Origin of the sequence: Myxococcus sp. AM009 (assembly GCF_013372605.1) — a bacterium.
In the GTDB taxonomy this organism is placed as follows: Bacteria; Myxococcota; Myxococcia; order Myxococcales; family Myxococcaceae; genus Myxococcus; species Myxococcus vastator.
Map to the genome: position 1 here is coordinate 1 of NZ_JABXEP010000225.1, position 8,899 is coordinate 8,899.

Here is an 8,899-nt window from a genome sequence, read left to right on the forward strand (position 1 = left end):
CCCCCGCCGCCGGTCCTCCTCCCCTCCACGGGTGGTGAGGATGACGACGGGGAGCCTCGAATGGACGGGGTGCCCCTTCAGGCGCCGGGCCAGCTCCAGGCCGTTCACCCCCGGCATCTCCAAATCCGTGACGACCAGGTCCACGGAATGAGAATCCAAAACCTCCAGGGCCTCCGCGCCATCCGAGGCGATGACGGTGTCGTACCCCACCGCCTCCAGCAGGTTGGCGATGAGCTCCCGGGTGAGGGGCGAGTCATCCACCACCAGGATGCGGCGCCGCCGGGCCTCGGGGGCAGGCGCCACCGAGGGGGGCGGACGCGGCAGGGCATTGCCATGGTGGGCGCTGGCGGTGAGGAAGGCCGCCGAGAGCACCATGGCCAGGCGCCCATCCGCCAGGGACGTGGCCCCGGTGAGGTGGCCGAAGCGGCCCAGGATGCCCTTCAAGGGGAGGATGGCCTGGACCCGCTCCTCCAGGACGCGGTCCACCACCAGCGCCGCCGCGCCGCTCTGGCTCTTCACCACCAAAGCCAGCTCACCCTCCAGGGCGGGCCGCGAAGGCCCCAGCCCCAGCAGTGACGACAGCGGGGCCAGCGGCAGCACCCGGCCCTCCACCAGGAGCGACGGGCGGCCGGCCACCTCGCACTGGTCCGCCGTGTCCACCTTCAGGGCCCGCGAGACGTGGGTGGCGCTCAGGGCCAGCGTCTCCGTCCCCACCTGGATGAAGAGCAGCGGGGCCACGGTGAGGGAGACAGGGACGCGCAGCTCGAAGATGGTGCCCCAGCCCGGCGCCGACTCCACCCCGACGTCGCCGCCCAGGGCCTGGATGGAGGCGCGGACCGCGTCCAACCCCACGCCCCGGCCCGACAGGTCCGTGACGACGTCCCGCGAGGTGAAGCCCGGCAGGAAGATGAGCTCGCGGGCCGCCGCGTCCGACAGGGCGTTGGCGGCGCTCTCGTCGAACAGCCCCCGGCGCACGGCCACCTTGCGGAGCTGGACGGGGTCCACGCCCATGCCGTCGTCCTCGACGCGGAGGATGATGCGGTTGCCCTCCCGAGCGGCGCGCAGCGTGAGGCAGCCACGCGGCTTCTTGTCCGCCGTGACGCGGTCCACCCGCGTCTCCAGACCGTGGTCCAGGGCGTTGCGGACCAGGTGCATCAACGGCTCACGAAGCGCCTCCACCACCGCGCGGTCGGCGCGCGTGTCCTCGCCGTCGACGACCAGCTCCACCTCCTTGCCCAGCGCGCGGGACAGGTCGCGCACCATACGGGGGTAGGGCTCGAAGAGGACGGAGAGCGGCAGCATGCGCAGCGTCTGCACCTCCTCCACCAGCATGCCCAGGTCGCGCAGCTCCGCGTTGGAGAGCAGCTTCGACTCGCGGTGGAGCACCGCGGCCATCTCCTTGGCCGAGCCCAGCCGGGCCGCCAGCGCGGCGCCCGCGGGCCCCAGGTCCTCCGCCTCGCGGGCCAGCTGGCTCAGCTCACGGGCCAGGGCCAGGCGCCGGGCATTGGCCAGCTCCCGGCGACGCGCCACCTGCGTGAGGTTGGTGACGGCGCTGGTGAGCAAATCCAGGCTCTCCACGCCGATGCGCACCGCGGTGTCCGGTCGAGGCTCGGGCTGCCGGGGCGCCGTGAGGCCGTTGGCCCCCTTCGCCGTCGGAGCCGAGGGCGTCGCCCGGGCTCCCGCTCCGGAGGACGCCGCGGTACCGGGGGCTTGCGGAGAGACGAGGCTCGGCATCGCGGTCCGGCCCGGTGAAGGCACGTGAGGCCGGCTCCCCTCCGCGACGGGGACCGTCAACAGCCGCCCCGGAGAAGCCCCCGGGTTCGCCTGCACGGAGGCGGATGGGCCCCCTGGGGTCCCAACGCCGCCGGCGGCCTCGGGGCTCGCGGTGGCCGCGGGCGCGAGACGCCCAGGCGGCAACCGCACCGACTCGGAGCGGACGCACTCCTGCAACCACGCGACGAGCCGCTCCACCGAGGGTGGCGGCTCGTCGGCGACCTGCGTCCCGGAGAACACGAGCACGGCGTCCGCCGTGGTCAGCAGCGCATCCGTGGACACGGGTGAGAGCGCGTAGCGGAGGGGCTCGGTGCAACGGACCAGCTCCTCCATCTCGTGCACCAGCACGTTGACGTCATCGAAGCCCATCATCCGGGCTTCACCCTTCAAGCCGTGCAGCTCCCGCAGCACGCCCCGCCCCGCCTCCGCGCTGGCGCCGGACTCCAGCTCCATCAAGGACCGGGTGATGCGCTCCAGGCGCACCGTCACCAGGTCCCGGAACTGCCTGAGCAGGCGCTCGCTCGGGGTCACCCGCCGTCCTCCCCCAGCGGCTCCTGGCCAATCTGGAAGCGCTCCACCACGCCCTGCAGGTCCCTGGCGAGCACGAGCAGGTCCGTGTTCGCCGTCGTCACCTGCTTGGTGGCGTTGAGGCTCTGCTGGGTGATGCGGAGGATGTCCGCCATCGTGTCGGCGAGCTGGTCGGTGCCCAGCTGCTGCTGCTGCGTGGCCAGGGAGATGCTGCGCACCGCGTAGGACGTCTGCCCGGCCAGGTCGACAATCTGCCGCAGCGACTCGGACACCTGCTGCGCCAGCGTGGTGCCCGTCTCCACCGCGCGCACGCCGCCCTCGGTGGCGGACACCGCGGCGGCGGAGGCCTCGCGCACCTCCTCGATGAGGCCCTCAATCTCCTTCGTGGACTCCAGCACGTTCTCCGCCAGGCGCCGCATCTCCGCGGCCACCAGCGAGAAGCCCCGGCCCACCTCGCTGGACTTGGTACCCTCCAGCTCGGCGTTGAGCGCCAGCAGCTCCGACTTGTCGGCGACGCCGTTGATGAACTCGACGATTTTGCCAATCTGCTGCACGCGCTTGTTGAGCCGCACCACGGCGGAGGAGATGGCGTTGTTGTCCTGGCGCATGCGCGCCATGGAGCCCAGGAAGTCCTCCGCGCTCCCCTGCCCCTGCTGCGCCGCGCCCAGCGTGCGCTGGGCAATCTCCGCCACCGAGCCGGCGTTCTCCGCGATCTGCCGCGCCGAACGCGCCAGCTCCTCCGTGGTGGCGCTCGTCTCGTCCAGCGAGCTGGCCTGCTCCGTCGCGCCCGCCTCGTAGCGCCCCGACGTGGTGAGGATCTCCTCCGTGGTCGCCGAAATCTGCGCGCCCGCTCGCTGCAGCTGCGACATCACGTCCGCCAGGTGCGCGCGCATGGTGGTGAACGCCGCGGACACGTCCCAGACCTCGTCCTCCGCGGGCACCACGCGCGGGCTGGCCAGGTCACCCTCGGCGATGCGCTTCGCCTCGCGCGACAGCTCCCGGAGGGGCCGCCCCAGCATCGTCCCTCCCAGGTAGGCGGCCGTCAGCGCCAGCGCGAAGACGAGCAGCACCAGGCCTCCGCCCTGCGTCAGCGCCTCGACCCGGAGCTCCTGCGCCAGCACCAGCTGACGGCCGACGTCCCGCTCCGCCATGAGCCGGGTGAAGATGTGGTTGCTCAGCGCCGACGCGAGCTGCGCGGACAGCACCGCGGGCGTCACCACCGCCACGAAGGCGAAGGCCGCCAGCCGCGCGCGAAGCTCCGCGCGCCGGGGCATGGCCTCGATGAGCTGCGCGTGCGTCATGCCCAGCTCCGCCAGCCACAGCACCACCTTGCGCGAACGAAGCACGACGAGGCAGTACACGAGCAGCGCGGTCAGCGGCCCGAAGAGCAGGCCCAGCGCGGCGATGCGCGCGGCCACCGCCACCTCCACGCCCACGCCCAGCCACATGCACCCGCCCAGCGCCAGCGTGGTGACCAGCCACAGCCCCAGCGAGCCCAGGAAGGCCTCGTCCGGCGCGCGCGTCACCTCCGCCACCGCCGACGCCAGCGTCTGGGGCGTGGTGGGCACGTCCCCACGCTCCAGCCCGCGCAAGGTGCGCTGCCGTCCCAGGGACACGGCGGCCCCCGACACCAGCGCCGTCACGCAGAGCGCGCCACCCAGGATGCCCAGCACGTCCATCCGGCCCGCCAGCGGCTCGGCCAGGGTCAGCGAGGCGAAGCGCAGGCTGAGCGCCGCGCCCACCAGGTTGGCCAGCGGGACGGGCGCCATGAGGTGCCGGCTGAAGGAGGCCCGCCTGGGGCCCTTCTGCGCGCTCACGCGTCACCTCCCGGCCCGACGTTGAAGCGCTCCACCGCGTCTTTCAAATCACGCGCCAGGGTGGACAGGTCGCCGTTGGCCGCCGCCATCTGCTTGGTGGCCGCGAAGTTCTGCTCGGTGACGCGGAGGATGTCGCCCATGGCGGCCGCGAGCTGGTCCGTCCCCGTCTGCTGCTGCTGCGTGGCCAGGGAGATGCTGCGCACCGCGTGGGATGTCTGCCGGGCCAGCTCCAGGATGAGGCTCAGGCTTTCGTCCACCTGCGCGGCCAGCACCGTGCCCGCGTCCGTCGTCTTCAGCCCCGCCTCGGTGGCCATGACGGCGGCGTGCGTCGCGTCGCGAATCTCCGCGATGAGCTGCTCAATCGCCTTGGTGGAGCGGATGACGTTCTCCGCCAGCCGCCGCATCTCCGCGGCCACCAGCGAGAAGCCCCGGCCCACCTCGCCCGCCTTGGTGCCCTCCAGCTCCGCGTTGAGCGCCAGCAGGTCGGACTTGTCGGCGATCTCATTGATGAACTCCACCACCTTGCCAATCTGCTGCACGCGCTTGTTGAGCCGCACCACCGCGTCCGCGATGGCCTGGTTGTCCTCCTTCATGCGCTGCATCGCGCCCAGGAAGGCGGCGGCGCCCCGCTGTCCCGTCTGCGCGGCGGCGAAGGTCGTCTCGGCGATGGCGGACACCGACTCCGCGTTGCCGGCGATCTGCTGCGCCGAGCGCGCCAGCTCCTCCGTGGTGGCGCTCGTCACGTTGAGCGACGCGGACTGCTCATCCGCGCCGGACTCCTGCTCACCGGACGTGGCCACCAGCTGCTCGGTGGTGGTGGAAATCTGGAGGCCCGCGCGCCGCAGCTGCGCGAGCGCCTGCCCCAGCTGCGTCTGCATCTGCGCGAAGGCGGCGGAGGTGGCCCACACCTCGTCCTCCGCGGCGATGATGCGCGGCGGGCGGAAGTCGCCCTGGGCGATGCGCGTGGCGTCCTCGGTGATGGAGCGCAGCGGCTCGGCGATGACGGCGCCGCCCACGTAGGCCGTCATCATCACCAGCACCGCGACCAGCCCGGCCACCGCGAGCCCGCGCGTCTCACTGGCCCGCCCCGCCACCTCGCGCTGGACGTGGTCCGGCGCGCCCACCATCGCGTCCACCGCGTCCATCGCCCGCGTCACCGACGCGTCGAGGATGAAGAAGGACGGACTGAGCACTGCGATGGCCGTGAAGAGCACCATCCGCCGGCGGATGTGCAGGCGGCGCGGCGGCGCGGTGGCCACCACCTCCAGCGGAGACAGTCCCTGGGCCGCCACCAGCTCCACCGCCTTGCGGGCGCGGCGAGCCACCATCAAATAGACGAACAGCGCGCTCAGCGGCCCCAGGAACAGGCCCATCAGCGCCAGCCGCATCCCCAGCATCCACGTCCCGCCCACCAGCGGGACGAAGACGAGCGCCACGCCCAGCGAGGCGAGCAGCCAGCACTGGAGGACGAAGGCGAAGCTGCGCTCCGGGAAGGAGCGCGCCTCCAGCAGCGCCTTGAGCAGGGCCTCGTGCGTGGACGGCAGCCGCCCTTCGCCCAGCGCATACAGCACCCGCAGCGCGCGCCGGCCGTGCACGCCGGTGAACCAGAGCGCCAGCGACAGCGCCACGCCCACCAGCAACAGGAAGGGGCCCCAGGTGCCCTCGGGCACCGTGTCGGTGAGCTGACAGTGCAGCAGCACCAGCGCCGTGCCCAGGGAGCTGCCCAACAACGCGGGGCGCGCGGTCCACCGCGCCAGGCCCCTCAAACCCACGGGCACCGTCATGCGCCCTCCCCTGGATGCCCGCGCAGGAAGCGCTCGAAGTCCGCCAGTCCCACCAGGGGCCACAGCTCCCCTCGCGCCAGGACAAAGCCCTGGAGGCTGCCGCCCGACGCGCGCACCGTCACCGGGGGCGCGGACAGCACCCGGTGCGACTCGGCGTCGATTTCCAAGGCGTCCACGCCCACCGCCCCGCCCGAGGCGGAGACCAGCACCCGGGCGGCCCCCGCCGCCTCATGGAAGGCCCGGCGCGCGGAGGCCGCCGCGTGCCCGGAGGGCGACGCGATGGAGGCCACCTCGTGCGCATGGAAGGCCAGCCGGTGGGGACCGGCATGACACAGGAGCATTCCCCGGACGTGGCCCGGCGGCTCCATGCCTCAGGTCCCCTGACTGAGGTGGTCGAAGAGCCCTTCCGGGTCGATGACGGCCACGTCCCGGGGGCCGCTCTTGGCGGGGCCGCGCAGGTGGACGTGGACGCCCGTGGGGCCCAGGGGCTCCAGCGTGCCCGTCACCGGAGAGACGCCGGCCACCGTGCTGGCCGTGAGGGCCAGGGTCCCTCGTGGCAGGCGCACCAGCACCGCCCTCCGGGAACCCTGACTGACGCCGCCCACCAGCAGGCCCATGTCCACGACGGGGATGACTTCCCCCCGGTGCGCGAACACGCCCAGCAGGTGGGCTGGAGCGCCGGGCACCCGCGTGAGCTCGGGGAAGGTGACCACCTCCGCCGCGCTCTCCGCGGGCACCGCATACCAGCTGCTGCCACAGGCGAAGACGAGATAGGACTGACGCGCTTCAGGCTCTTGGACGGCCATCACCCGCGCAGCCTACCTCAGACTAGCGCTGGAACTCGACGCGGCGGTTCTCGGACCACGCGTCTTCGGACGACGCGGTGTTCACCGGGCGGTTCTCACCATAACCCACCGTGCCCAGCTGGCTGGCCGGCACGCCCAGGTCCGTCAGGTAGCGCTTGACGGACGCCGCGCGGCGGTTGGAGAGCTGGAGGTTGTACTCCTCGGTGCCGCGCTCGTCGGCGTGGCCCGCCAGGGTGACGCGGCCCGGCGCGCTCTTCAGGCACTGGGCCAGGTCGGACAGACGCTGCTGCGCGTCCGCGGACAGGCCGGACTCGTTGAAGCCGAACGGCACGGGGCTCCAGTCGCAGCGGTCCACGGAGGCCGTCACGCACTGGCCGGCCTGGCACTCCTGGCCCTCGCCGCAGTCATCGCTGGACGCGCAGGTGTTCTCGGGGGCCTGGCAACGGCCGGACTCGCACTTGCCGCCGCCGGGGCACTGGGTGTCCTCCTGGCACTGGGCCTCGGCGCACTTGCCGGCCTCACAGATGCGGCCGCTGCCACAGGCGCTGTCCGTGGTGCACTCAGGCGGCTTGGGGGCGCACTTGTTCGCCTGGCAGGTGAACCCCTCCTGGCAGTTGGCGTCGGTGGCGCACTCCTGGCACTGGCCCTGGACGCAAACCTCGCCCTTCTCCGCGCAGTGCTCGTCCTCATTGCACTTCGGATAGGAAGGGGTGCAGCCGCCCATGATGGCGACGGCGAGGGAGAGCCCCGCCAATAGGGAAATCTGACGCATTATTTCCTCCAGAATTCTGTAGTCGAAAACGCGCCCGCGCCCGCGGGGTAGTGGGTGGCGTGTAGTCTCAGTGGAGGGGGTGAGTCAAAACATTTGTCCCTCCCTGGACACCCCTCCGGCCGCCGAAACCCTTGAATGTCCAAATATTTTCCGTGAGATTGTCACGATTGACCCGCGTGTGGCGCGCCCCATGGCCCGCCTCGGGGAAAGCCCGTCATGCCCGCCTCCGTCCTCATCGTCGATGACGAGAAGAACATCCTCCTCACCCTGAGCCAGTCGCTCCAACTGGCGGGGTACCAGACACACCTGGCCAACAGCGGGCAGGTGGCCCTGGATGTCGTCAGCGCCCGTCCCGTGGACGCGGTGCTGATGGACGTGAAGATGCCGGACATGGACGGCCTCACGGCCCTGGCGAAGCTGACCGAGCTGAAGCCGGAGCTGCCCGTCATCATGATGTCCGGGCACGGCACCATTGACACCGCGGTGAAGGCGACCCAGCTGGGAGCCAGGGATTTCCTGGAAAAGCCAATTGCCCGGGAGCGCCTGCTGGTGGCGCTGCGCAACGTGCTCAAGCACCAGGCTGCCATGGCGGAGCTCCAGGAGCTGCGGGCGCAGCTGGGCCGCTACGACATGGTGGGCAGCGGGCCGGCCATGCAGCGCATCTTCTCGCTCATCCAACGCACCGCGCCGTCCGAGGGCCGGGTGCTGATTACGGGGGAGAACGGGACGGGCAAGGAGCTCATCGCGCGGGCGCTGCACCAGCACTCGAAGCGCAAGGGGCAGCCCTTTGTGAAGCTCAACTGCGCCGCGGTGCCGCACGAGCTCATCGAGAGCGAGCTGTTCGGCCACGAGAAGGGCGCCTTCACCGGCGCGGTGAGCGTGCGGCGGGGCAAGTTCGAGCTGGCCCACGAGGGCACGCTCTTCCTGGACGAGATTGGCGACATGCCGCAGGCGATGCAGGCCAAGCTGCTGCGCGTGTTGCAGGAGGGCGAGCTGGAGCGCGTGGGCGGCGCGGAGACGCTCAAGGTGGACGTGCGCGTCATCGCGGCGACGAACAAGAACCTGGAGGCGGAGATTGCCGCCGGGCGCTTCCGCGAGGACCTCTACTACCGCATCAACGTGGTGCAGCTTCACTCGCCCCCGCTGCGCGAGCGGCGCGAGGACTTGCCGGACCTCATCAAGACGTTCCTCGACGAAGCCTGCGCGAAGAATGGACGCCGGCCGCTGACGCTGTCCCCCGACGCGCTGGCGGTGATGAGCGCCTACGACTATCCGGGCAACGTGCGCGAGCTGCGCAACCTGGTGGAGCGGCTGGCCATCCTGTGTGAGGGCCCCGTCGTCAGCCGGACGGACGCGCTGGAGCTGCTGCCCCGGGGCCGGAACGTGCCGCCGCCCGCCCCGGTGGAGGCGCCCGCGAGC

Annotated in this window: 7 protein-coding genes; 1 reads left to right on the forward strand and 6 read right to left on the reverse strand. The window is 71.9% G+C overall.

What is annotated here, in order from left to right; all coding sequences use genetic code 11:
- The 6 genes from HV824_RS33025 to HV824_RS33050 all read right to left on the reverse strand — a co-directional run.
- A partial coding sequence (locus HV824_RS33025) for a response regulator (protein ID WP_176425040.1) occupies positions 1-2,304 on the reverse strand: 2,304 nt, incomplete at its 3' end.
- A complete protein-coding gene (locus tag HV824_RS33030; protein ID WP_176421403.1) occupies positions 2,301-4,118 on the reverse strand; it encodes a HAMP domain-containing methyl-accepting chemotaxis protein in 1,818 nt (605 codons plus the stop codon). The genes HV824_RS33030 and HV824_RS33025, both read right to left, overlap by 4 nt.
- Positions 4,115-5,902 (reverse strand): methyl-accepting chemotaxis protein, encoded by a 1,788-nt coding sequence (locus HV824_RS33035; RefSeq protein WP_176413422.1) that lies wholly within the window; start codon positions 5,900-5,902, stop codon positions 4,115-4,117. The genes HV824_RS33030 and HV824_RS33035 overlap by 4 nt, the downstream gene beginning before the upstream one ends.
- Positions 5,899-6,270, reverse strand: coding sequence for a protein CrdC (locus tag HV824_RS33040; RefSeq protein ID WP_176421401.1), 372 nt, complete (start codon positions 6,268-6,270; stop codon positions 5,899-5,901). Before HV824_RS33040 ends, HV824_RS33035 begins: the two co-directional genes overlap by 4 nt.
- 3 nt (positions 6,271-6,273) lie before the next feature.
- Positions 6,274-6,708, reverse strand: a complete 435-nt coding sequence (locus tag HV824_RS33045; protein WP_163884324.1) for a chemotaxis protein CheW — start codon at positions 6,706-6,708, stop codon at positions 6,274-6,276.
- A 22-nt stretch (positions 6,709-6,730) separates the two neighbouring features.
- The gene (locus HV824_RS33050; RefSeq protein WP_163786323.1) at positions 6,731-7,480 is read right to left on the reverse strand and encodes an OmpA family protein; all 750 of its coding nucleotides are present in this window, start codon (positions 7,478-7,480) and stop codon (positions 6,731-6,733) included.
- A gap of 216 nt (positions 7,481-7,696) precedes the next feature.
- Between HV824_RS33050 and HV824_RS33055 the strand changes: the two genes are divergently transcribed.
- Positions 7,697-8,899 (forward strand): sigma-54 dependent transcriptional regulator (locus tag HV824_RS33055; protein ID WP_176421400.1); only part of this gene is annotated, 1,203 nt, incomplete at its 3' end.